The organism is Nonomuraea sp. NPDC049152 (assembly GCF_040648355.1).
Classification (GTDB): Bacteria; Actinomycetota; Actinomycetes; order Streptosporangiales; family Streptosporangiaceae; genus Nonomuraea.
In genome coordinates, this window is the sequence record NZ_JBEZDO010000058.1 from 1 (window position 1) to 21,001 (window position 21,001).

Genomic DNA, 21,001 nt, shown 5'->3' on the forward strand with positions numbered 1-21,001 from the left:
TACCTCGCCGGCCTCCATCTGCGCGCCTCAATGATCTGGGTCAAGCACCTCACCCGGACCACCACTTGATCACGACTCGATACGCGCCCTAGCGCCATGAACGGGGTCAGCCCGGCGAACAGCAGGACGGATCCGGCCACCAAGACGACGGGATTGGTGTCTGCCTGCGTGAGCAGGACGGGCCCGAGAAGGGCGAACGCGGCTCCGCCGCTCATGAGGACGGTCGGGCGGATCCGGCCGGTGAGGCTGGAGACCACCAGGGCCACGATGGTGCCGGTGACCGCGGTGGGCAGTTGCCACAGGCCGGCCTCCAGTGGGGACAGGTCGAGCACCAGCTGCAGGTATTGCGAGGTGAGCAGGCTGGTCCCGAACAGCACGATCCCGACCAGGACCATGCCGGTGACGGATACGGCGAACGCGGGGATGGCGAACAATCCCAGATCCAGCAGCGGGTCGGCCAGCCGCCGCTGACGGCGGACGAAGACCGCGCCGATCACCAGCCCCGCGACCAGGACACCGGCGGACGGCAGGTTGAAGCCGTGGACGGCGAGATCCTTGATGCCGTACACGATCGTCAGCGGGGTCAGCAGCGACAGGAGCACGCTGACCGCGTCCAGCCGCCCGGAGGCCGAGGTGCGGGATTCGGGGATCAGGGAAGGTCCGGTGACCAGTAGCAGGGCCATGGCCGGAATCGCAAGCAGGAATACCGCGCCCCACCAGAAGTACTGCAGCAGCACGCCGCCGACCAGCGGGCCGAGCGCGCCGCCGCCCATGAAGGCCATCATCCAGATCGTGATGGCCAGGGTGAGCTGCCGGGCGTCGGTGAACAGGGTGCGGATCAGCGCCAGCGAGGACGGTGCCAGCGCGGCGGCGGCGACGCCCTGGACCGCCCGTGCCGCGATGAGCAGGCCCGCGCTGGGAGCGAAGGCGGCGATGACGGACGCGGCGGTGAAGGCGACAGCGCCGAGCAGCAGGATCCGGCGGTGCCCGAGTCGGTCACCGACCGTCCCCATCGCGACCAGCGATCCGGCGACCATGAAGCCGTAGATGTCGGTGATCCACAGCAGCTGGGGACCGTCGGGCCCCAGCTGGGCGCTCAGGCTGGGCAGCGCCAGGTAGAGCACCGACATGTTCATCATGACCAGCACGGCGGGGACGCCGAGGACCGCCAGGGCGATCCACTCCCGGGCTCCGGCTCTGGCGGAGGTCTCGGCGGGCATGCGGGTGCCCTCAGCCGCGCACATGGAGCAGGGTCTTGCCGACGGTGGTGCGCGACTCGATCGCGCGGTGCGCGGCGGCCGCCTCCTCGAGAGGGAAGGTCTGGCCGATGACCGGCCGCAACTCCCTTGAGGCGGCGAGGTTCAGCGCGTCGGCGATGAGCGCGCGGGCCTCGGCCGGGCTTGGCGCGGCGGCGAGACCGATGACGCCGATGGAGCGTGCCCGAAGTGCGCCTTCGTCGAGCTCGGCGTCGGCGCCGCTGGCCATCCCGTAGATGCTCGCACGTCCGCCGTCGCGCAGCGACCCAATCGCCTCGGTCCGATCCGGCCGCCGACCCCGTCGAAGACGAGATCGATTCCGGCGCCGCCGGTCGCCTCCGCCACCTGATCCAGCCAGCCGGGCAGGGAGTAGTCGACATAGCAGACCGCGCCGAGCGAGGTGACCAGCTCGGCCTTGCCGACGCCTCGGGCGGCTCCGATCACGTGGGCGCCCACCGCGGCGGCCAGTTGGACCAGCAGGCTGCCGACGCCTCCGCCCGCCGCCTCCACCAGGACCCGTTCGCCCGGCTTGACCTGCGCCTGCCGGTGCAACAGCAGAGCCGTACGGCCATCGGCCAGCAGCGCGACCGCGTCCTTGAGCTCCAGACCCGCAGGCACCGGGACCGTGTCCTGGGCCCGGGCCAGCGCCAGTTCGGCGTATCCGCCCTCGCCGCCGGTGGTGGTGACCACGACCGCCCCTACCAGGGCTGGATCCACGTCCGGCCCGACGGCCACGATGCGGCCGCCCACGCCGTTGCCGGGCGTGCGGGGTAGCACGGGCCTGCCGAAGGGCCCGTTGCCCGATCGCACCTGCGTCTCGACGAACGTGATGCTCGCGTACGCCACCGCGACGAGCACCTGGCCCGGTCCCGGGACGGGATCGCCGACCTGCTGTATCCGCAGGACCTCCGGCCCGCCGAACTGTTCCATCACCACGGCCCGCATGACACTCCTCAAACGGATAGATTCGCTTCGTTTGAGAAAGCTATAACGGAGTGAATCGCTTCGCAAGGTGGCTACAGTGAGCGCATGACCCGCAAAGCTCCCCGGCATGCCGAAGCCGAACGCAACGATCAGGCCCTCCTGGAGGCCGCGAAGAAGGTCCTGGCCGTGGACGGGGCGCACGCGTCGGTGGCAGCGATCGCGACCTGCGCCGGAGTCGGCATCGCCAGCCTCTACCGCCGCTACCGATCCAAGGACGAGCTCTTCCAGCACCTGTGCGCACTGTCTCTCGACCAGTGGATCCAGGCCGCCGAACGCGGCCTGGAGCATGACGACCCATGGGAAGGACTGGCTCACTACATCGGCGCCTGCGTCGAGTTCAGCGGCGGCTCCCTCGGGCCACTAGCAGGCACGATCGCCGTCACCGACGAGATGGCGGCCAAGTTCACCAGGTCGGATGAGCTGATGAGGGAACTGGTGGCCCGGGCGCACCAGGCGGGAGTGCTCCGACCGGACGCCGGGACTATGGACATCTCGCTACTGATCGAGCAACTCGGCAAGTCACCCCTGATCGAACAACTCGACCGGCAGGGCCGTACCGACCTGATCGGCGCGGCCCGCAACGCCCGCCGGCGTACGATCGCTATCGCGCTCGACGGCCTGCGCTCCGGGCATCCCCAATTGCCGGGGACCGAACCCGCGCCCGCCCTGCTGGCCGGACGCTGGGAACACACCCCCGCGGACCAGGCGAAGTCGCCAGGACGGCCGTAGACACAGCCCAGCAGCGGGAAACGATCACTCTCATCCGGGGAAGCGATCTTCAAAGCCCTTGGTCCGTTCCAGCTCACACCTACTCGTGAACGCCCCACCAGGGGCCGTTCTTTGAAACGGCTGGACTGAAGTTGACGGGATCCCCTCTGATCTTGATGGTCAGGCGGGATCTTGTCGTTTCAGAGGCTTCCGAATCGTGTTCGGGCGGGTTTGGGGCCTGCGTGATGGGTGTGGCGGAGGGCTCGGGTGGTGTCAGGCCGTTGGAAGAGCACGCGAAACAGGCTTGGTGGGCATGGTCCCGCACCGCGGCCTGCCTCCCCCGATCAGACCCCCAACCGGTCCAGCATTCTGCGGAAGGCCAGATCGTTTTGCGGGTGTCCGCCGACGTACTCGCAGCACTGCGCGGACTCGATCGCCGCTGCCAGCCATGCGGCCTGTTTGCCGCTCCGGTCATCCTTGTTGCCGTACCAGATCCTGACAGGGACCCCGATCAAGGCGAGGGTGAAACCCCTACGTGTCCTCTGCAGGGCCTCGTTCCGATCGGTTACCAGGGGTCTGAAGCTGCCCTCGCCTCATCAATCTGGCGCATGATGCGCTCGGCACCGCAGGCCTCCGCGGTCGCATACGCTTCCTCTGCCAGCGCCAGCGCGTCGTCCCGGCGGCCCTGTGCCGCAGCGATGTAAATCAGGCCGACCTGATTGGCTGCAACTCCTGCCCAAAGCCCAATCCGCTGGCGCAGCCGTACCGACTCCTCCAACTTCTCCCGTGCACTATCCAACCGGCCCGCGGAATGATCGGCGATGCCTAGGTGACGAAGCACCTCGGATTGGATCCCCAGGTCGCCAACTTGTAGCGCTAACTCTCGAGACTGTTCAAACAGAGGGATCGCGGCATCAGCATCGCCACGGATGACTTGGTGGACGCACCCCACCCAGAACAGCGCCTCAGCTTCTCCGGCTACATCACCGAGCCTCCGATAGAGGTGTGCCGCACGCTCCATCAAGGCCAGCTCATGGGAATCCTCGCGACGTTCCTCCAGAAACCGCGCATGCAAGATCCGACCCCGAGCCAGCGCGAGATCAGCCTCGACCTTGTCCAACTCCCGCTCTGCCTCAGACAACACGCCGTGGTCACCGGCGAAGACAGCCCGCTCATAGGCCAGCCTGGCCTGCTCGATACGGCCCTCTGCGTGCATCCCGCGTTACCTCGTCCCTACCCTCGGTGACGCTCAAGCTTCGATGTCACAAGCATAAGGATCTATGGCATAGGACACATGGGCCGGACACTGCCCGACGGGCACCGGCACGAGGTCCGCTGGCACAGCGCCGACATCGACCGGCAACTCGACCTCATCGAACAGGGCGCGGCAGGCCGGACATCGCCGCCACCAGCCCGCGAAGCCCTGGTCCAACTCATAGAGATCACTAACGACGCCGAATCTGTCGCCGCTCACATCGCTACACGCCTCACCACCGGGGTTCATCCGGTGCCCGCTGCGCCGTATGTGCGGATCGGTACCCCGCACGAGATCGCCGCCGCTATGGCGACCCATCAACCGGGGCATCACCCGCTACGTCGTGCGCGACACCCACCTGGACGCCGCCGACGAGGTACTCACTCACCTGGCCAGGTCCGTTTGATCGGTACGGGCTCAACGGCTCAGCGGCGCGCTGTACCCATCGCGAATCTGGGAAACGATCACTCGACCGGCGGGAAGCGATCTCCGCCCCCTGTCGGATCTCCCTGCTCAAACCCACTCGTGAACACCCCACCAGGGGCCGTTCTTGGAACGGCTGGACTGAAGTGACGGGATCCCGTCCGATCATCTGGATCCGCCACGGTTACGCCGCTCTCGACGCTGACCCGGGCAGGCTCACGCGCTCCAGGAAGTCGACATCGCCGTGGCCGAGGCCGAAGCCATGACGGCCAACCCTCGCGCCTGGATCGCCGAAACCCCGCTGGTCCAGGCCCTGACCGACGCCGCGAGCCCCTACATCGCGCGCCACCGGCAGCCCAAGCGCCACCTGAGCGCGCTCCCCCTCGACCGAGCGCCACCTGCACCCGGTCCGCTGACTCGACGTCCGCCCCGCCCACCCCGGGCGGGGCCCAACCCCCTCACCCCTGATAGGCACACCCCAATGACGTTCACCAAGGTTCGTGCTGCTCGATACGCCCTGATCGCCGCCGCCATCATCACCTCCGGAGTCGGCACCAAGGCCCTCCTGGTCGATGACAGCCTCACCGTCGCCATCCTCGCGTTCTGGGCCACCGCCTAGAAGTTCGTCGGCTGGCTCCACCTGGAGCAGATCGAGCGGCTCCTCACCGAACGCGACCTCCACGCCAAAGTCACCCACCTGATGGCCCTGCACCTCACCGACGAGCAGTTCGAGGAGTTCCAAGCCCAGTTGAAGGCCGCCGAGCGCGCCGAGTCCGGCTCCTGACCCCGTAGCCCGCCGGGCGGCCCCTCCCCGTCCGGCACTCTCCTGGAAGGCCCTCCGTGCAACTCCTCCTGGACGCCCCCGAGTTCGCGCCCGAGCCGCCGGCCCCGGCCGAGCCGTCCCCGACCTGCTCGCGCAAGACCTGGTCGTGATCGCCTACAGCACTGGCAAGGACTCCATGGCGATGCTCGCCTACGTCGTCCGCGAGCTTCGCGCCGCCGGTACGCCGGGCGCATCGCCATCGTGCACAACAAGCTCGGCGTCACCGACTCCGGCGAAGACGTCGAATGGCCCAGCCCGAACGCCTCACCAGACGGCGGACCGTCAACCCCGGAATCCCGAGTCGTCGATCAACCACGGAGCCCGTGACATGACCGCTCCTTAAACCAGGTCGCCGCTCGGCCTACCGTTCAAACAAGCGGCGACGCCACGCACCTCGATGCCACTCGCTGAGCAGCCAGGCGTTCGGATCGGGCAGCGTCCTACGCGAGAACTCAGCGTCCAGCCTCCTCACGACTCTGCGGAGACCGGCCGAATCGATCACTGGCATGGACTGCAGGATGAACTGAAGGCCATCTCGTGCGTCTGCGGGGTCGCAAGCCACCCACGAAACGGCATTCGGCTCCTCCGGATGGACACCCGACCAGGGCTGAATGCCGCGGCGTCCGCGTTGGGATGGGAGGTCATGGTCGCCAGTGTTGCCGTTTGGCGGTCGGCAACGGAGAGTTTCGGCGCGATGCCTTTGCCTCGTCTCAGGCGCCGACCGCTGGTCGCGGCAGGTCCTACACTCTGCAGGCCGGGTCTCTCCTGCTGGCCCAACAAGAGCCCTTCAGACGCCGATCCGTTGGCGCAGGAAGCAGCGCTCGTCGTGGCCGGGCTGGATGTGGGAGTGGATGCCGGGCCGGGCTTGGCGTAGATGGCCGTTCCGATGGTCTCTACCTGTGCAACCATGCTGGCCGACGCTCAAGGCCCGCATGTCCGGCTCGGTGTGGCCGGAAGGGGTTGCAGACACGCAGCAGGCGGCGGTCGTGGCTGGCGAGCAGGCCAGGTGACCACCCCGGCCGGGAGATGGACAGCCGCCTGTACACCGGTCGCATGCGCGAAGGCGTCCAGCCCGTCCCCGTCAGGGAATACCCCGGCATCGACAAGCCCTGGACTCCACCCGTGACCAGGTACGGGCCGCCGCTGCGCCTTTTCGGTGGGCATTTAGGCATGGCTTGTGCGTCTATTTCGCTCTTGATGCCCTCTCGGATGGTTGACTACGAGCCTGCCCTGGCCCGTCCTCTTCTTCCCGCCCCTCTCGGTGCGCCGACATCGGAGACTCGGCCGTTGATGGGAGGGCCGCGGCGATGCAGTCGAGGACGCGCTGGAGCCCGTACCGGAACTGGTCGTCGCGGCTCAGGTGCGGCTGGCGCGCCTCCATCACGATCTTGGTGAAGATCGGGTACTCCCCGCTCTTCACCAGCCGGTCGACGTACGGGTAGCTCCGCGCCATCCACTCCGACTCGCTGAGCCCGCTGCGGCGGAATTCCTCGGCCGAGCTGATCTCCTCGCGGACGGTGGCCTCGACGTAGCCGTTGAGTATGGCCATGAGGCCGAGGTTCTCGTCGATGGAGACGAGGGCGTCGAGCACTCCCATCAGCCGTTCGATCAAGAGCAGCTGGTTGGGGCCGAGGCTGGGGAGCGACCGCTGCACGGTGGCGATCCACGGGTGCCTCAGCCACATGGCCCGCAGCCCGTCGGCGTAGCGGGTCAGGTCGGCGCGCCAGTCGCCCGAGGGCATGCCCGTGACGTCGATCTCGCCCATCAGCCGGTCGGCCATGAGCTCGACCAGGTTGTCGCGGCTCGGGACGTACCGGTAGAGGGACATCGCGCCGGCGCCGATCTCGGCGGCGATCCGCCGCATGGTGGCGGCCTCCAGCCCCTCGGCGTCGGCGATCCGGATCGCCGCCTCGGTGATCTGCGCGCGGCTGTAGACCGGCTTCGGCCCGCGGGCCGGGCGCTCGGGTCGCATCCAGATGTTCACGTATTCGGCATCGGTCACCGGCTCCACCCCCTAGTTGCGTACATAGTACTCGGTGGCTTAGCCTGGCCGCCATGACCGCGTACAACGTACCCAGTGGAGGGGTTATGCCTGATCCGATCGTGGTCGCTGAGGGGCTGCACAAGTCCTTCGGCGGCACCCATGCGCTACGGGGGCTGGACCTGAGCGTCCCGAGAGGGACGGTCTGCGGCGTGCTCGGGCCGAACGGCGCCGGGAAGACGACCGCAGTGCGCATCCTGGCGACCCTGTCCGATCCCGATGCCGGGCACGCTCGCATCGCCGGATACGACGTCGTCCGCGAGGCCGGCAAAGTGCGCGAGCAGATCGGGCTCGCGGGCCAGTACGCCGCCGTGGACGAGAAGCTCACCGGCCGTGGCAACCTGCGCATGTTCGGGCGCCTCTACCACCTACCCCGCCGCCAGGCGCACCGGCGGGCCGACGAGCTACTGGAGCGCTTCGGCCTGATGGACGCAGCCGACCGCCCGGTTCTCGGCTACTCCGGCGGCATGCGCCGCCGACTCGACCTGATCACCTGCCTCATCCTGCGCCCCAAGGTGCTCTTCCTGGACGAGCCCACCACCGGCCTGGACCCGCGCAGCCGCGGCGAAATCTGGGACAGCGTCCGCGAGCTGGTGGCCGATGGCACCACGGTGCTGCTCACCACGCAGTATCTGGACGAGGCCGACCACCTGGCCGACGACATCGCCGTCATCGACCACGGGCAGGTGATCGCCACCGGCACGCCCGACGAGCTGAAGGCCACGATCGGGGACCGCCTTGACGTCACCCTCGAAGACCCCGCCGCGCTGCCTGCGGCGATGACCGTCCTGAACACCCTCGCCAGCACCGATCCCACGCCGACGGGCGCCGATGGGCTCAGCGTCGTCCTGCCCGTCGGCGGCCTCCGGCTCGCCGACATCGTGCGCGAGCTTGACCACGCAGGAGTCGCCGCCGCCGACGTGAGCCTGCGCCGCCCCACCCTCGACGAGGTGTTCCTGCGCCTCACCGACCGCAAGGAGCCCGTCCGATGACCGCCCTCACCTCACCACTGCGTCGCCTGGGCTGGACGCTCACCGACGGGCTGACCCTGGTCGGCCGCGAGCTGGGACGGCTGCGGCAAGAACCTGGGCAGATTGTCGCCGCGCTGGTCTTCCCGGCCGTCATGGTGGTGCTGTTCGGGTACGTCTTCGGCAGCGCGATCCAGGTGCCGGACGGCGGCGACTACCGCGAGTACCTCATGCCCGGCCTGTTCGCGATGGTGACCTTCTCCGCGGTGATGGGGGTCATGACGCGGATGGCCACCGACGCCTCCCGCGGTGTGATGGACCGGTTCCGCTCCATGCCGATGGCGCGCTTGGCGGTGCCGTTCGGGCAGACCGGCGCCGACCTGCTGACCGGCCTGCTGATGCTGGCCATCATGGTGGGCGCGGGCCTGCTGGTGGGCTGGCAGCCGCACCGCGGCCTGATCCCCACGGCCCAGGCGTTCCTGCTGATGATCGTGCTGCGGTACGCGCTGAGCTGGGTGGGCGTCTATGTGGGCCTGGCGGTGAAGAACGACCAGGTCGCCGACGCGATGGTGCCGCTGTTCCTGCCGTTCACGATGCTGTCGAACGCGTTCGTCCCGACCGACGGCATGCCGGGATGGCTGCGCTTCCTGGCCGGCTGGAACCCGGTCAGCGCGCTCACCGCCGCCTCACGGGAGCTGTTCGGCAACCCGGGCGCCCCGTCCGGAAACGTGGCCTGGCCACTCGCGCATCCGGTGACCGCCGTCCTGCTCTGGTCGGCCGCGCTGCTGGTGATCTTCGTCCCGCTGTCGCTCCGCGCCTACATGCGCAGAGGACGCTGAACGCTCCAGGCATCTGCAGACCGCGTGTTCTCCTCCGAAAGGCATCAAAACGGCGCAAAACATCCACGAAGAGGTGCAACAGATCCTGGACTGGGCTGCCGAGGACAGCATTCCCGGTATCGTCGCCGAAGTTCACGACGCCGACGGAACATGGTTCGGCACCGCAGGAGTGGCCGACCTCGCCACCGGGCATCGGCGTCAGCCCGGGGAGTACCTCCACATCGACAGCTCCGGTAAGACCTTCACCGCCGCCACCGTGCTGGCCCTGGCAGCCGAAGGCAGGCTGAGCCTCGAGGACCCGGTGAACACATGGCTGCCCGGCGTCATGGAGACGGGCGGCTACGACGGCGACAAGATCACCATCCGAGTGGAACGCACAGTCATCCGGCCGCTCGACCTGACCCACACCTAACGTACGGCCCGCCGACGCCACAAGCTATCTCCACCCGCATCCCACGACCTACTGCCACCGGCTCAGCACCACGAGATGTGGACCACGGTCGCCAACGACAGCGTCGTCTGGTTGCCGCACGCCCGCTATGGCCTCGGCGTGATCGAGTTCGACAACGCGGGGATGGACGGCCTGACCGTGCGTGGCGTCAGCGGCCCCCTCCCGGGATCCTTCACCCTCGCGCTGAGCACCGACGACGGCCGGCAACCTGGCCTTCGCCGCTGACATATTCTCCGCCCTTGATCTCCGCAGGTCAGCAGAGCTGCTTCACGAGACCGCGGACACTCTTCCTGCTGTCCTCCATAACCTGGAGGCAAACATCAACAGGCTCCACGGCATGATGTGACACTCCGTGCATGGGGGCGGCCGGAATACGGGACAAAGACACGGCGCGGTGACGGGTTGATCATTATCTCCGGAGCGCACGCCAGATCTTCGTGGCTTTCGGTGTGAACTGCACCCAGGCGCGAGGGTTGCCGGGATAGGGGCGCAGCGGCGGGGTGAGGAAGCGCACGTGCGAAGGGTCGAGGTCGCGCAGCTCCATGGCCAGCGACGCCAGTGCCACAGGGCTGCCAAGAGCCTCGTCCGTGGTCACCGCCTGACCCAGGTTCTTGCGACAGCGCCGCCACCTGGACCGGGCCCACGGCCTTCACCTGGTGCACGAAGCTGCGCAGGAACTCCTGCTGGCGCTTGATGCGCTGCAGGTCGCTTTGGTCGGCGCCCACGTGGCGCAGCCGCAAGAAGGCCACCGCCGCCCGTCCCTTGACCTTCTGCCTGCCCGGCCTGAGCCCGTCGGCGTGCCGGGGATCGATGCCGGTGGGCACGGTGACGGTGACGCCGCCGACGGCCGAGCTGAGCTCGGCCACCCCGGCGAAGTCGAGCACCACGAAATGGTCGATGCGGATTCCGGTGACCCGCTCGACGGTGGCGATCGTGCAGGCGGCGCCGCCGTAGGCGAAGGCCCAGTTCAACGGCTCGGTGCGGGAGGCGGGGTGGGGGCCGCAGGCGGGGCGCGGCACGACGGTGTCGCGCGGCAGGCTCACCGCCGTCGCGCTGTGCCGGTCGGCTGCGACGTTCAGCAGGATCGTGGTGTCGGCCCGCGGGGTCTCCACCTTTCCGCCGCCGTAGGCGCGGTTGCCGTGACCCCTGGTGTCGCTGCCGAGCACGAGGATGTTCAGCTCCGCTGCCGCGACCTTCGCAGGTCGCGGCCCGGTCGGCATCGGGGCTGTGCGCAGGCCGCTGTCGAGCCGCCAGTAGAACCCGCCGAGCGTGGCAGCCACGACCCCGGCCACTCCGAGCAGCAGCCACTTCCAGCGCATCAGACCTGGTACCCGGGTTCAGCCGGTCGAGCGGCCAGCCACTCGGAGGTACGGCGCAGCCCCTCGCGCAGCGGCACCCGCGGCTCCCACCCCGTCAACGCCCTGGCCTTGGAGTTGTCGCAGAGCAGCCGCTCCACCTCGCTGCCGCGCGGCCGCATCCGGTCGGTGTCGGCCACGACCTGGGCGTCCGAGCCGGTCGTCTCGATCAGCAGCTCGGCCAGGTCGCCGATGGAGATCTCCCGGCCGGAGCCGATGTTGACGACCATGCCCAGCGTCTTGCCGGAGCGCGCGACTGCCAGGAAGCCCCTGGCGGTGTCCTCGGCGAAGGTGAAATCGCGGGTGGGGGTGAGCGCGCCCAGCCTGATCTCCCGGGCGCCCGCGTGTAGCTGCGACAGGATCGCCGGGATCACCGCCCGCGCCGACTGCCTGGGACCGTAGACGTTGAACGGCCGCACCACGGAGACCGGCAGTTCGAAGGCGTGCCAGTAGGACAGCGCCATCATGTCCGCGCCGATCTTGGAGGCGGAGTACGGCGACTGCGGCTGCAGCGGGTGCTCCTCGGTGATCGGGGCGAACCTGGCCGTGCCGTACACCTCGCTGGTGGAGGTGTGCACGAGCCGCGAGACGCCGTGCCTGCGGCAGGCCTGCACAACGTTGTGCGTGCCGGTGACGTTCGTGGCGACGTAGGACTCCGGCGCCTGGTAGCTGTAAGGGATGCCGATCAGCGCGGCCAGGTGGAAGACGGTGTCGCAGCCGGAGACGGCGGCCATGACCAGCCCGGCGTCGCGCACGTCACCGGCGACGACCTCCACGTCCTTGCCCGCCAGATGACCGCGCGAGCCGTACGGTTTGTAGTGCGCCAGCGCCCGCACCTCGACGCCCTCGGCCAGCAGCAGGTCAACGAGCGTGCTGCCGATGAAGCCCTCCGCGCCGGTGACAAGGACCTTCTTCACTTGATCAACTCCAGGGTCCAGGCCGCCAGCCTGTCGGCCGCGTCGAGATGTGGGCTGTCGCCACCGGCGGACCTGGCGGGCAGCGACGAGAGCGCCCGCTCCAGCGCCGTGCCGGACAGCTCGTGGTCGGGCAGCACCACCGCGTCCTTGAGTGTCATGGCGTTGCGGGTCTGGTGGTCGTGCGGTGCGTGCGGGTAGGGCACGAGGACGGCGGGCACCCCGCACACGTCGAGCTCGGCCACGGTCGCCGACCCGGACCTGCACACCATGGCGTCGGCCGCTGCGTAGGCCAGGTCCATGCGGTCCAGGTACGGCACGGCCTTGGCCAGGTGCGCGGCGCCGAGGGCGGCCAGCCGGTCGTTGAGCACGTCGGCGCCCTCTGTCCCTGCCTTGATCACCAGGCGCACGTCCCGCCGGTCACGCCAGCGCCCGGCCAGCTCGACGGCCGCCGCGTTCAGCCGGACGGCTCCCGCGCTCCCGCCGTTGACGATGACCAGCCGGGTGCCCTCGGCCACGCCGTACGTCTGCCTGGCCTCGGCCCGGGAGCCGCCCAGCAGGCCGGGCATGAGCGGCATGCCCACCACGCGCCCGGCCAGCCCGTCGGACGGCATGGCCAGCGCGACGTGGGAGGTGAGCGCGGCGGAGAAGCGGTTGGCCCGGCCGGGCACCGCGTTCGACTCGTGTACCAGCGCCGGGACGCCGGCGAGCCGGGCCCCGGCGATCAGCGGCGCGCTGGAGTAGCCGCCCATGCCGACCACGACCCCGGCGCCCACGCGTCGGATCAGGGCGCGGCACTGCAGCGAGGCACGGGCCAGCGCCAGGGGGAATCGCAGCGCCTGGCTGCGGATCATAGGAACCATGTCCACGGTGTGCAGCGGGTATCCGGTGATCAGGCGGCCTTCAAGGCCCCGGGTCGTGCCGACGAAGTCGATGCGCGCGCCAGGCCTGGCGCGCAGGATCGCGGCGGCCAGCGCGAGTCCCGGGTAGATGTGTCCGCCGGTGCCGCCGGCGCCGATGAGGATCGACGGTCGCGTGTGGGCGCTCGTGCTTTGCAGATCTTCCTGAAGCAGCATGCGGCCACTGTGCTGGGCTGCGATAAGAGAAAACTAAGAAGGTAATCTCGGCCGAATGCGGGTTCTTGTGGTCGATGATGACGCCGGGGTGGCCGAGGCGGTTTCCACGGCGTTGGAGCTCGACGGCTACCAGGTCGCCGTGGCCCGTGACGGGCGCGAGGGTCTCGCCATGACCGTCGACTGGCAGCCGGACGCGATGATCGTCGACGTGCTGATGCCGGTGCTCGACGGGCTGGCCCTCTGCCGCCACCTACGGGTCGAGGGCGACCGGGTGCCGATTCTCATGCTGACCGCCCGCGACGCGGTCGTCGACCGGATCGACGGGCTCGACGCGGGGGCCGACGACTACCTGGTCAAGCCGTTCGACGTCGACGAGCTGCTGGCCAGGCTGCGCGCGCTGCTGCGGCGCGCCTACCCGGCGACGCCTGACGTGCTGGCCTTCAGCGATCTCACGCTCGACACCCGCACCCGGCAGGGCAGGCGCGCCGGGCGGATCATCGACTTCACCAGGACCGAGTTCGCGTTGCTCGAACTGCTGATGGCCAACGCCGGCCAGGTGCTCACCCGCGAGCTGATCGTGGACAGGGTCTGGGGCTACGACCTCGACCCCTCGACCAACTCGCTGGAGGTCTACGTCGGTTACCTGCGACGCAAGCTGGGCGAGCCCAGGCTGGTGCACACCGTGCGCGGACTCGGATACGTGTTGCGCGATGCTTAGCCACCCGCCCATCAGGGCCCGCCTGGCGGCGACAGCCGCGCTCGCCGTGGCTGTCGTGGTCATCGCAGTCACCGCCGCCGCCTACCTGATCGTCGGCAGGGAGCTCAACCGCGAGCTGGACCTCAGCCTGGTGCGCAGCTCCACGCGGGTACAACTGCAGATCAAGGCGGGCAACCGGCCCCAGCCGACCGAGTGCGCCCACTTGTCGTCGCCGGGGTGCGTGCAGCTCCTTGAGCCGTCGGGCGAGGTGGTCGACCCGGTGGAGGGGACGCCTGCCGTACCTTCGCAGGCTCGCCAGGTGGCGCGCGGCGAGAAAGGGCCGCTGTTCGTGAACGGCACCCTCGGCGGCGAGCCGATCCGCAGCTACGTCGCGCCCCTGCAGGGTGGCGGCGCGGTGATGGTGTCCGTGCGCTCGGACACCGCCGACCGCGGGATGAAGCGGATCGGCACCGCGCTGCTGGTGCTGGGCGGTGGCGGGGTGTTGCTGGCGGCGTTCGCCGGCTACGTGGTGGCCCGTACCGGGTTGCGGCCCATCTCCAGGCTGACCTCGGTCGCCGAGACGATCGCCGCCACCGGAGACCCTTCGCATCGCATCGAGGTGCGCGGCAAGGACGAGGTGGCCAGGTTGTCGGCCAGCTTCAACACCATGCTCGCGGAGCTGGACCGCTCGGTCACCGCGCAGCGGCAGCTCGTCGCCGATGCCTCGCACGAGCTGCGCACCCCGCTGACCGCGCTGCGCGCCAACGCCGGACTTCTCGACCGCGACCTGTCCGCTGAGCAGCGCGCCCGCATCGGCGGCGCGCTGCGCAGGCAGTCGATTGAGCTGTCGGCGCTGGTCAACGACCTCATCGAGCTGGCGCGCGGAGAGGAGAGGCCGACCGACCTGGAGGAGCTGCGGCTGGAGGCGCTGGTGGCCGACTGCGTGGCCAGGGCGCGGCGCAACTGGCCCGCTGTCTCCTTCGCCCTCGACCTCGAGGAGATGTCGCTGGTCGGCGTGCGCGCGAGACTGGCACGCGCGGTGAACAACCTCCTCGACAACGCGGCCAAGTTCGGTGACGACAGGGTGGAGGTGCGGCTGCGTGCACGCGAGTTGTCGGTGCGTGACTACGGGCCGGGCATCGCGCCCGAGGACCTGCCGCGCATCTTCGACAGGTTCTATCGCTCGCGCGCAGCCAGAGGGCTGCCTGGCTCCGGGCTGGGGCTCGCGATCGTGCAGCAGGTCGCGCAGACTCATGGTGCTCAGGTCACCGCTGAGAACGCGCCAGGCGGCGGCACGGTGATCCGCCTCAGCTGGCCTCCAGCGTAGGCGCGAGCGGGGCAAGCTGTGCATCTGCCATCTGGCCAGGGCGTCAGCCCTCCGACTTGGGTGCGCCGTTCGCTCGTGATGTGCCGATCGGCGACAGTGAGCTGCAGGCCCTGCTCGCGCGCGGCGTCCGCCCGCTGCCGGGCGACGACGCCGGGGCACAGGAACTCCAGGGCGTCGCCGAGCTCCCCCGGCATGACCCCACAGCGGTAACCGGTTGACCTCTTGCGGTGGCCGTCTTAAAGGTCCTAACTCGCCAGGTTGGTGTGTTTTCGTCCGTTATGCGCTTGGTGAGGTTGTCGATCGAGGCGATGTGGATCATAGCTTCGGAGCTGGCGGGAAGGGTTTCGTAATCGCGGGTCAGGCGTCGTCGTAACATAAGTCAGCCGAGACTGCGTTCCACTACCCAGCGCCTTTTGACGATGTGGAAGCCGCGGACGTCGGGGTTTCTGTGGACGACTTCGACGTCGATTCCGAGGCGGGCTCCGTGCTCAACTGTGGCGTTCTTGAATCCGGTGTCGACCCAGGCTTTGGTGATGGTCGGGTGGGTTTTCTTGACGTCGTTGAGCAGTTGTATTCCTACGGCGTTTTCGGAGAGGCTTGCGGCGGTGACGGTGACGGCGAGGAGGAGGCCGAGCGGGTCGGTGACGATGCCCCGCTTCCGGCCTACGATCTTCTTGGCGGCGTCCGTTCCCTGGCTGTTCAGGGGCACGTTAGTGGAGGTCTTGACGCTCTGGGTGTCGATCACGGAGGCGGTCGGCTCGGGTGTGCGTCCGGCTTTGACGCGGGCCAGTCCGGTCAGGTCGTAGTTGAGCTGGGCGAGTATTCCTTCGTCGCGCCAGGCCGCGTAGTAGGCGTAGACGGTTTGGTGGTTGGGGAAGTCGTGGGGGAGGTATTTCCAGGGGATTCCTGTGCGGTTGATGTACAGGATGGCGTTGAAGATATCGCGCAGGTCGACGGTCGCTGGTTGGCCGGTGGGTCGTCGGTCGAGTCTGGCTTTCCGCCAAGTGGTTAAGGTGGGTTCGATGAGGGCCCATCGGGCATCGGATATGTCGCTGGGGTATGGTTTCTGCTGGCTCACGGGACAGCTCTTTACACGAAGAGCGCTGCCGTCTGCGGCATCTGACGGTTCGGGCGTTTCTGTACCATCGCCAAACCAGACGGAATCTGGGTTGCAGAAGCGGATTAAACGGTCGCCAGGATCGGCGTCACGAAGCGGGCGGGAGTGCACCGCCGCGCAAATACCCCCGAATGCCACGGGAAGCAATAGCGACCTAACCATGCGAACCCTACCTAAACGCCCACTGAGTGGGGGTTTAGGCATGGCTCGTTGGCATGTGCCCGCTTTGTGGCCGCAAGCTTTTGGGCTCTTCGTCCCAGCGGTATGGATTTGCTCATTCCTCATCGTCGATGAGGGCGTCTGTTTGATTATTAAATGACGCTCGAATTCCGTCTGGTCTAGAAATGTAATAGAAGCTCCGGCCGGTCGAGGACCACTATCGATCACATGTATCGGGTAGAAGTTCCGCCATGAGCGAGCGGAAGCCGTATCCCAGTGACATATCCGACGCCCGCTGGACCTTAATCGAACCCACCTTAACCGCCTGGCGGCAGGCCAGACTCGACCGCCGGCCCACCGGTCAACCGGCCTCGGTCGAACTACGGGACGTCTTCAACGCGATCCTGTATGTCAACCGCACGGGAATCGCCTGGAAATATCTGCCGCACGACTTCCCGTCGTACAACACCGTCTACGCCTACTACGCGGCTTGGCGCGATGAGGGAATCTTCGCACAGCTCAATTACGAGCTGACCGGCCTGGCCCGCGTCAAGGAGGGCCGTACGGCCGAACCGACCGCGTGCGTGATGGACACCCAGAGCGTGAAGACCTCCACCAACGTGCCCCTCACCAGCCAAGGAACCGACGCCGCAAAGAAGATCGTCGGTCGCAAGCGCGGCATCGTCACCGACACGCTCGGCATCATCCTCGCTGTGGCCGTCGCCGCCGCAGGCCTGTCTGACAACGTGATCGGCAAAGGGCTACTCGACCAAACCAAAAGCGCTTACCCGACGATATCCAAAACCTGGGTGGACACCGGCTTCAAGAACGCCTTAATCGAACACGGCGCCACATTGAGCATTGACGTCGAAGTCGTCTCTAGAAAAGCCGAAACCCGTGGATTCCATGTCGTCAAACGCCGATGGGTCGTCGAACGCAGCTTGGGCCGGCTCATGCTGTATCGCCGTTTAACTCGCGATTATGAGACCCTACCCGCCAGCTCTCAAGCCATGATCCACATCGCGTCGATCAATAACCTGGCCAGGCGCATAACGGACGAAAGCACCCCAACCTGGCGAGGTACTTACTAGAACATAAGCCGCAATCTACTCAAATCAAACGCCCACTGAGAGGGCGGTTCGCGAGTTGACGCCCGTCTTGTCGATGGGGTTGGGTGAGGCTGGCTGGTCACAGACCCGCTGACGGGTTATGGGCAGGGCTGGATGAACAATCCGGGCTCGGTTTCCAGGAGGATGCCGCGGCTGCCCGGGTGCTTTTCACGTCCTATGGGCTCACTGTCGCAGCCGTCGGCGAGATCGCAACCCCCTGCCGTGCCTGCCCTGGACTGTGCGACGGTGAACGCCGGGGCGAATCCCTGATGTAGTAGGTCACATGGGAGCTCTTCCGCGAAAGATCAAACCGGTCATCGCCTTGTTGCTGTCGCCGGTGCCGATCGGAGCCTTACTTGCGCTGGTCGTCCTTCTCACCTCAGCGCAAACCTCGCTCACCCTGCCCGAGTACGAAGACGCTTCGAAGATCTCCGCGGCGATGTGGCGCTCCGCGGCACGACAGCTCAGCGCGGCCGTCCGCGACCAGCTTCTCTCGCTAGGGCTATTCACCGCGCTGGGCGCAGCCGCATTCAGCGTGATCGCGTGGCAGGTCCGGCGCGGCACGCGCAAGCCCACGCTCATGTTCGCGGAACCGCCGGGCTGACCGCCGTCTACGTGCCCATGCTCTGGCAGGTCTTCCTCACGAAAGAAGCCGACTTCTTCTTCGTGCCCGGCAACGAAGGGCTGGAGGTCTTCATCGACGTCACCTACCCCGGCTGGTACGAGCCTGTGCGCGCCGTACTCCTGGTGCTCGGGTCCTTCGCACAGATCCTTGGCCTCATCCTGCTGACCGGTAAGCACGGGGTGGCGTGGTCGGCCGGGCATCAGAAAAAACAACACATCGACCCGGTAAGCCCACCCCTATGGGCGCACCCGCCCCGCCAGGCGGCCTTGCTCATGTTGCTCACCCCCGCCTTCCTCCTGCTCTACGCCGGAGTGAACTGGGGTGGCTGCTGCTCCGCCAGATTGGACCCGTTCCCCCAGCCCTTCCTCCTAGATATGCAGGCCCACCTCGAATATCTCGTGGTCCCTGCCGTCCCCGTCGTGGTGGCCGGGCTCATCCTGCATCTTTCCCGCGCACGTGCGCAGGTGTGGATCGGCTTGGTGGTCGGGTCTGTCGGACTGCCGTACACGTTGTCCTTGTTCGAGTCCGCCACGCACCACAGCGACACCAGCGTGTTCCACAGCGGGGTGGCCGAACAGCTCGAAGGAACGGCCTGGTGGGACCAACACGCGATCATGACGGCGGGCATCGCCATCCTTCTCCTGCATCTCGCAAGCGTGGCCCTCCTCTTCCGCATTGACCCTCCCGTATCGGCTGCGCTTGACGAGCCTTGACCCTCGTCACGTTGCCTTCCACGGCGCCGGATGGGAGCGGCTGGACCAGGTCAGTGATCAGTTCTGGTGAGTTCTGGGCGTGTACATACGCGTGACGCTCTCCCGTAAGACTCCGCCATCAAGATCGTTAGTGCTGTGACCAGCCGTACAAGGAGCACTGACATATGGCGTTTCGCCGCACCAGCCTCACCACCAGGGCCACCGTTGCCACGGCCGCCCTGGGCCTGGCACTGACCTCTCAAGGCACGGCCCTAGCCTCCGTCAACCCCTACACCCCCACCAGCGTCTGCGGGTCTGGCTACCGGGTGATCGATTCGTCCCCGCTGCAGCCCACGAGGGTTGGCGTGAGCACCACGGGTGGCCAGTTGTACCTCCTCTACAACGCTTCCAACGGCTACAACTGCGTGGTCACGATCAAGTCCGTCGCCGTAGGCACGCCCACCCAAACCACCGCTGACCTGCAGATCTTCGAAGGCAACCGGGTCGCCGAGGCCTATCGAGACCGAAAGAACTACAAGTACTACGCGGGGCCGGTTAAGGCCCGCGCCGCCGGCAGATGCGTCGCTGCCTACGGCGACACCGACGCGGGAAACAACACCTTCACCAACAACATCCCCAAGGGCCACTGCGGCTGACCCGGCCCTTGGGGTAGAGGCCCGCGCGGCGGTCGACGGAGCCCTCAGCGGCCGGGAGATCGCCGCACAACGCCGCTGGCCGGCCCGCACGCAGAACGCCCGCACCATCACCGCCGACCTGTCCGCCCCCCGCCCGGCCGTCGAGCGCGGCAGCGGCGACCCGGACGCCGAGCGACCCGCAGCGGCGGCGCGAGCTCGTCCCAGGTGATGCCGGCGTCGCGGCAGGTCGCCTCGGGGATGCGGGCTAGACTGGCAGGGTCGAGACGCCATTCCAGATGGTTACGTTCGATGACGATCGCGCCCGGGATCTCACCGTCGGCCGCCCGATGGAAGGGCGGGCGGGTGTCCACCAGCCGAGCGCCGCGGGCGACCGCGACGGCGGCTTCGGCGGGAGACAACCGGCGCAACTCGGCGCGCGCAGCGGCAAGCAGGCTGTCGACGGCCAGGGGCCCGATGTTCTCCTTCGGCTCACTCATCGAAGAACTCCGCCAGCACCGGTCGACGGGTGTTACTTCTCGGCCGTGCCGGGTTTCCCGCTGATGGACTCCTGATAGATGTCCGCGTAGGTGCGCGAGTCCGTGATCAGGTCGTCGCAGAAGGCAGCGACATCCTTGCCGATGAGTTCCAGCACTCCCCTGTTGGCTACGACGCCCTCCTCGAAGAAATCGATGACCCCTGAGAGCAGGGGCCCGTCAAGCAAGTCGATCGGTCCAACCTTGAAGATGTACCTCTGAATCTCCTTGTAGACGATCTGATAGTCCGGCGGGAGCGCCTTGACCCGCGCCATGTGCGCCCGCCACTGCTTCTTGCCCTCGATGATGTCTTGGATGCCCACGTCAGCCTCCTAGCCGGCCCAATTTCTTTGCGACGTTCCTGTTCAGCTGCTCGCGCCACCGGTCGCGATAGCTCCGAGCCCCTTCTCCGCCGGCCAGCGCCGCGCAGAAGCCCTCGATGTCGTCACCCAGCACCTCGTGAATGCTCTGCCCATCGGACGCTGTCTCTTCGAGCAGCCCCAGAGCATTGTCGAGAATCGGCATCAGGTTTCGACCTGTGAAGTCCGAGTAGGGAGAAAGATGACCCTTGATCTCTTCCCACGCCGCCCGGTAGTCGGCCGGCAATGCCTCGGCCCGGGCTTCGAACGCCTTCCATTCCCTGGTGAGATCGCTGCCTGTCATGGTCTCCCAGAAGTTCATCTCCCGCCCTCCTTGAGCTTGTCGATCCGTGATGTGATGTACTCCCATTTCGCCCAGAACGTCGCGAGTTCTTCGCGCCCCGCGTCGTTGAGCGCATAGAACTTGCGCGGTGGCCCCAGCCCGGACGGTCGTTTCGCCACCTGGACGAGCCCGTTCTTCTCCAGCCGCAGCAGGATGGTGTAAACCGTCCCCTCGACGACGTCGGCGAAGCCGAGTTCGTTCAGCCGACGCGTGATGGCGTACCCGTAGGTCTCCTCGCTGCCGATGATTTCAAGCACGCAGCCCTCAAGCGTGCCCTTCAGCATCTCCGTCAGGTCGTCCATCGTGGGTCCT

General features: G+C 67.6%; 23 protein-coding genes and 2 pseudogenes. 12 read left to right on the forward strand and 13 right to left on the reverse strand.

What is annotated here, in order from left to right:
• The 3 genes and pseudogenes from AB0B45_RS49725 to AB0B45_RS49735 form a co-directional block, all read right to left on the reverse strand.
• Window positions 1–1,244: MFS transporter (locus tag AB0B45_RS49725; protein ID WP_358145790.1), on the reverse strand; the 1,244-nt coding region annotated here is incomplete at its 3' end.
• Window positions 1,231–1,485 carry a zinc-binding dehydrogenase gene (locus AB0B45_RS49730; protein ID WP_358145791.1) on the reverse strand — a complete coding sequence of 85 codons (255 nt, stop codon included), beginning with the start codon at window positions 1,483–1,485 and terminating at the stop codon, window positions 1,231–1,233. The genes AB0B45_RS49730 and AB0B45_RS49725, both read right to left, overlap by 14 nt.
• Before the next feature lie 116 nt (window positions 1,486–1,601).
• Window positions 1,602–2,309, reverse strand: a pseudogene (locus AB0B45_RS49735) (alcohol dehydrogenase catalytic domain-containing protein); the annotation flags it as partial.
• On the opposite strand from AB0B45_RS49735, the gene AB0B45_RS49740 reads away from it, so the two are divergent.
• Window positions 2,286–2,969: a helix-turn-helix domain-containing protein gene (locus tag AB0B45_RS49740; RefSeq protein ID WP_358145793.1), complete on the forward strand. Its 684-nt coding sequence runs from the start codon at window positions 2,286–2,288 to the stop codon at window positions 2,967–2,969. The pseudogene AB0B45_RS49735 and the gene AB0B45_RS49740 overlap by 24 nt on opposite strands.
• Before the next feature lie 544 nt (window positions 2,970–3,513).
• Here AB0B45_RS49740 and AB0B45_RS49745 read toward each other — a convergent pair.
• Window positions 3,514–4,164 carry a tetratricopeptide repeat protein gene (locus tag AB0B45_RS49745; protein WP_358145795.1) on the reverse strand — a complete coding sequence of 217 codons (651 nt, stop codon included), beginning with the start codon at window positions 4,162–4,164 and terminating at the stop codon, window positions 3,514–3,516.
• Between the two features lie 706 nt (window positions 4,165–4,870).
• Between AB0B45_RS49745 and AB0B45_RS49750 the strand changes: the two genes are divergently transcribed.
• Window positions 4,871–5,245, forward strand: coding sequence for a hypothetical protein (locus tag AB0B45_RS49750; RefSeq protein WP_358145796.1), 375 nt, complete (start codon window positions 4,871–4,873; stop codon window positions 5,243–5,245).
• Window positions 5,246–6,632: 1,387 nt separating this feature from the next.
• Here AB0B45_RS49750 and AB0B45_RS49755 read toward each other — a convergent pair.
• Complete coding sequence (locus AB0B45_RS49755) at window positions 6,633–7,451, reverse strand: TetR/AcrR family transcriptional regulator (protein ID WP_358145798.1); 819 nt, start codon at window positions 7,449–7,451, stop codon at window positions 6,633–6,635.
• An 86-nt stretch (window positions 7,452–7,537) separates the two neighbouring features.
• Here AB0B45_RS49755 and AB0B45_RS49760 point away from each other — a divergent pair, with 86 nt between their 5' ends.
• From AB0B45_RS49760 to AB0B45_RS49775, 4 genes are all read left to right on the forward strand, one after another.
• Window positions 7,538–8,482, forward strand: a complete 945-nt coding sequence (locus tag AB0B45_RS49760) for an ATP-binding cassette domain-containing protein (RefSeq protein ID WP_358145800.1) — start codon at window positions 7,538–7,540, stop codon at window positions 8,480–8,482.
• Window positions 8,479–9,297 carry an ABC transporter permease gene (locus AB0B45_RS49765; RefSeq protein ID WP_358145802.1) on the forward strand — a complete coding sequence of 273 codons (819 nt, stop codon included), beginning with the start codon at window positions 8,479–8,481 and terminating at the stop codon, window positions 9,295–9,297. The genes AB0B45_RS49760 and AB0B45_RS49765 overlap by 4 nt, the downstream gene beginning before the upstream one ends.
• A 73-nt stretch (window positions 9,298–9,370) precedes the next feature.
• On the forward strand, window positions 9,371–9,709 hold the full coding sequence (locus tag AB0B45_RS49770; protein ID WP_358145804.1) for a serine hydrolase: 339 nt from the start codon (window positions 9,371–9,373) through the stop codon (window positions 9,707–9,709).
• A 75-nt stretch (window positions 9,710–9,784) separates the two neighbouring features.
• A complete protein-coding gene (locus AB0B45_RS49775) occupies window positions 9,785–9,973 on the forward strand; it encodes a hypothetical protein (protein ID WP_358145806.1) in 189 nt (62 codons plus the stop codon).
• 95 nt (window positions 9,974–10,068) lie between these two features.
• Here AB0B45_RS49775 and AB0B45_RS49780 read toward each other — a convergent pair whose 3' ends face one another.
• From AB0B45_RS49780 to AB0B45_RS49790, 3 genes are read right to left on the reverse strand one after another with little or no spacing between them, the layout of a single operon-like run.
• Entirely contained in the window at window positions 10,069–11,067 is a 999-nt protein-coding gene (locus AB0B45_RS49780; protein WP_358145808.1) for an LCP family protein, read from the reverse strand.
• On the reverse strand, window positions 11,067–12,020 hold the full coding sequence (locus AB0B45_RS49785; protein WP_358145810.1) for a GDP-mannose 4,6-dehydratase: 954 nt from the start codon (window positions 12,018–12,020) through the stop codon (window positions 11,067–11,069). Before AB0B45_RS49785 ends, AB0B45_RS49780 begins: the two co-directional genes overlap by 1 nt.
• Entirely contained in the window at window positions 12,017–13,093 is a 1,077-nt protein-coding gene (locus tag AB0B45_RS49790) for a glycosyltransferase (RefSeq protein WP_358145812.1), read from the reverse strand. Before AB0B45_RS49790 ends, AB0B45_RS49785 begins: the two co-directional genes overlap by 4 nt.
• A 55-nt stretch (window positions 13,094–13,148) precedes the next feature.
• Here AB0B45_RS49790 and AB0B45_RS49795 point away from each other — a divergent pair, with 55 nt between their 5' ends.
• Both AB0B45_RS49795 and AB0B45_RS49800 read left to right on the forward strand, forming a co-directional pair.
• Window positions 13,149–13,811 (forward strand): response regulator transcription factor, encoded by a 663-nt coding sequence (locus AB0B45_RS49795; protein ID WP_358145814.1) that lies wholly within the window; start codon window positions 13,149–13,151, stop codon window positions 13,809–13,811.
• On the forward strand, window positions 13,804–15,117 hold the full coding sequence (locus tag AB0B45_RS49800) for a HAMP domain-containing sensor histidine kinase (RefSeq protein WP_358145816.1): 1,314 nt from the start codon (window positions 13,804–13,806) through the stop codon (window positions 15,115–15,117). The genes AB0B45_RS49795 and AB0B45_RS49800 overlap by 8 nt, the downstream gene beginning before the upstream one ends.
• Window positions 15,118–15,355: 238 nt before the next feature.
• On the opposite strand, the pseudogene AB0B45_RS49805 reads toward AB0B45_RS49800, so the two are convergent.
• Window positions 15,356–16,195: pseudogene (locus AB0B45_RS49805) on the reverse strand (IS5 family transposase); the annotation flags it as partial.
• Window positions 16,196–16,644: 449 nt separating this feature from the next.
• On the opposite strand from AB0B45_RS49805, the gene AB0B45_RS49810 reads away from it, so the two are divergent.
• From AB0B45_RS49810 to AB0B45_RS49825, 4 genes are all read left to right on the forward strand, one after another.
• Entirely contained in the window at window positions 16,645–17,484 is an 840-nt protein-coding gene (locus AB0B45_RS49810) for an IS5 family transposase (protein ID WP_358145818.1), read from the forward strand.
• Window positions 17,485–17,785: 301 nt separating this feature from the next.
• The gene (locus AB0B45_RS49815) at window positions 17,786–18,106 is read left to right on the forward strand and encodes a hypothetical protein (RefSeq protein WP_358145820.1); all 321 of its coding nucleotides are present in this window, start codon (window positions 17,786–17,788) and stop codon (window positions 18,104–18,106) included.
• A gap of 17 nt (window positions 18,107–18,123) precedes the next feature.
• Window positions 18,124–18,840 carry a hypothetical protein gene (locus AB0B45_RS49820; RefSeq protein WP_358145822.1) on the forward strand — a complete coding sequence of 239 codons (717 nt, stop codon included), beginning with the start codon at window positions 18,124–18,126 and terminating at the stop codon, window positions 18,838–18,840.
• Between the two features lie 164 nt (window positions 18,841–19,004).
• Complete coding sequence (locus AB0B45_RS49825) at window positions 19,005–19,475, forward strand: hypothetical protein (protein WP_358145824.1); 471 nt, start codon at window positions 19,005–19,007, stop codon at window positions 19,473–19,475.
• 107 nt (window positions 19,476–19,582) lie between these two features.
• Here the strand turns inward: AB0B45_RS49825 and AB0B45_RS49830 are convergent, their stop codons facing one another.
• Genes AB0B45_RS49830 through AB0B45_RS49845 form a run of 4 tightly spaced genes read right to left on the reverse strand, consistent with a single transcriptional unit; the run spans window position 19,583 to window position 20,991 of the window.
• Window positions 19,583–19,951 carry a hypothetical protein gene (locus tag AB0B45_RS49830; RefSeq protein WP_358145826.1) on the reverse strand — a complete coding sequence of 123 codons (369 nt, stop codon included), beginning with the start codon at window positions 19,949–19,951 and terminating at the stop codon, window positions 19,583–19,585.
• Window positions 19,952–19,983: 32 nt separating this feature from the next.
• Window positions 19,984–20,310 (reverse strand): DUF1048 domain-containing protein, encoded by a 327-nt coding sequence (locus tag AB0B45_RS49835; protein ID WP_358145827.1) that lies wholly within the window; start codon window positions 20,308–20,310, stop codon window positions 19,984–19,986.
• Window position 20,311: 1 nt separating this feature from the next.
• Complete coding sequence (locus tag AB0B45_RS49840) at window positions 20,312–20,668, reverse strand: DUF1048 domain-containing protein (protein ID WP_358145829.1); 357 nt, start codon at window positions 20,666–20,668, stop codon at window positions 20,312–20,314.
• The gene (locus AB0B45_RS49845) at window positions 20,665–20,991 is read right to left on the reverse strand and encodes a PadR family transcriptional regulator (protein ID WP_358145831.1); all 327 of its coding nucleotides are present in this window, start codon (window positions 20,989–20,991) and stop codon (window positions 20,665–20,667) included. Before AB0B45_RS49845 ends, AB0B45_RS49840 begins: the two co-directional genes overlap by 4 nt.
• Window positions 20,992–21,001 lie beyond the last annotated feature (10 nt).